Below are 1,750 nucleotides of genomic sequence, written 5' to 3' on the forward strand. Positions count from 1 at the left end.
GGGGGGGGGGGCGGCCGGGGGCCCCCACCCCATGGAGCGAGTCGGGCCGCTTAGCCGCCCAGCGCGGCCAGCAGCGGGTTCGCGAACGCGAAGAACAGCGCGATGGCAAGGCCGATGATGAACGCGGCGTCGATCAGGCCGGCGAGCAGGAACATGCGGCCCGACAGCATCGGGACCAGTTCCGGCTGGCGCGCGGCGCTCTCGAGGAACTTCGAGCCCATGATGCCGATGCCGATGCAGGCGCCGAGCGCGCCCAGGCCGATGATGATGCCGATGGCAAGCGCGGTGGAGCTCTGGATGGCGGCGACGAGGGTCATGTCCATGGTGCAGTCCTTTTTTACAGGGTCAAGTTAAGGGAAAAGCGATAAGGGTGGATCAGTGCGCTTCCGTGGACATCGAGAGATAGACCACGGTGAGAATCATGAAGATGTACGCCTGGAGAGTGATCACCAGGATATGGAAGATGGACCAGCCGGCGCCCGCGAGCACGGCGCCCAGGAAAGCCAGGATGCCGCCGGTGGTGCCGCCGAAGCCGCCCACGTCCATGATGAAGTGGCCGCCCGCGGCGCCCAGCAGCGCAATCAGCAGGAACACCAGTTCACCGGCAAACATGTTGCCGAACAGACGCATGGCCAGGCTGACCGGCTTGGACAGGTACTCGATGACGTTGAGGCCGAAGTTGGCCGGAGCCAGCACCAGCTTCATTCCGGTGCCGTGGGCATGGAAGGGCGCGGTCAGCAGTTCCTTGGCGAAACCGAAGCCACCCTTGGCCTTGATTGCGAAGGCGAACATCAGCATCAGCACCGTGGTGGAAATCGCCAGGGTGGTGTTGAGGTCGGCGGTGGGCACGGCGCGGAAGTACTCGCTGCCCGCGGCCTTCGCCAGGCCTGGCACCAGGTCCACCGGCAGCATCTTCATCGCGTTCATGAGGAAGATCCAGACGAAGATCGTGAGCGCCAGCGGCGCGACGAACTTGCGGTCGCCGTGGAAGACGTCCCGAACCTGGGTGTCGATGAACTCGACCACGATTTCAAGGAAGGCCTGCAGCTTGCCGGGAACGCCCGCGGTGGCGCGGCGACCCATCAGCCAGAACAGTCCCAGACCCAGCAGGCCGATCGTCACCGACACCAGCAGGCTGTCGACGTTGAGCTTCATGAACCAGCCGTCACCGATGGAAACGGTCCAGTGGTCCAGATGGTGGGTTACGTATTCGCTGGGACTGTCACCGGCGACTTGAAGGAGTCGATTCATCGAAGCAACCATGGCAAGCAGATCAAATGGGTGAGGAAGGCAAGCAGCGCGCCCCCCAGTACGTATGTCGGGTTGAGCCCCTGTGTCATGGCAATGGCCAGCCCCGCGCCGATCACCAGCCACTTGAGCACCGTCCCGAGGATGAGCCGACCGAACATCCGGTGGGCCGTCGCGGAGTGCGACCTCAGTTCGGTTCGCCAGCTGAAGACGAGTTGTGCTGCTGCGATCACCGCCACACCCGCCATCAAGGCCAGTGCAGCGCTACCGCCCAGGGTCGCCGCCAGGCTGGCGGCGCCGACCACACCCACGGCCAATTGGCACAACGGCGGCAGCAGGGCGTGGGGGGTAACGGGGCGGGACGCGCGGCTCACTTCGTACTCAGTAGCGTTCCCTTAAGCGGCGGAAGTATAGCAGTGGCGCAAGCCAGGCAACAAGGCGAATTCGGCTTTTTTTGTGGTCTCGCGAAAGAATTTTTGCCGTCACGCCAAAGAAAAACGCC

The 1,750-nt window shown here is 63.9% G+C and carries 3 protein-coding genes; all 3 read right to left on the bottom strand.

Going from position 1 to position 1,750, the window contains the following annotated elements; genetic code table 11:
• Nucleotides 1–50 precede the first annotated feature (50 nt).
• The 3 genes from atpE to K0M70_RS12770 are packed head-to-tail and all read right to left on the bottom strand — an operon-like array spanning nt 51 to nt 1,622.
• On the bottom strand, nt 51–323 hold the full coding sequence (gene atpE / locus K0M70_RS12760; protein WP_290782518.1) for a F0F1 ATP synthase subunit C: 273 nt from the start codon (nt 321–323) through the stop codon (nt 51–53).
• A gap of 52 nt (nt 324–375) precedes the next feature.
• The gene (gene atpB, locus K0M70_RS12765; protein ID WP_290782520.1) at nt 376–1,251 is read right to left on the bottom strand and encodes a F0F1 ATP synthase subunit A; all 876 of its coding nucleotides are present in this window, start codon (nt 1,249–1,251) and stop codon (nt 376–378) included.
• A complete protein-coding gene (locus K0M70_RS12770; protein WP_290782522.1) occupies nt 1,248–1,622 on the bottom strand; it encodes a hypothetical protein in 375 nt (124 codons plus the stop codon). Before K0M70_RS12770 ends, atpB begins: the two co-directional genes overlap by 4 nt.
• Nucleotides 1,623–1,750 lie beyond the last annotated feature (128 nt).

This window comes from Arenimonas sp. (genome assembly GCF_019459675.1).
Classification (GTDB): Bacteria; Pseudomonadota; Gammaproteobacteria; order Xanthomonadales; family Xanthomonadaceae; genus Arenimonas.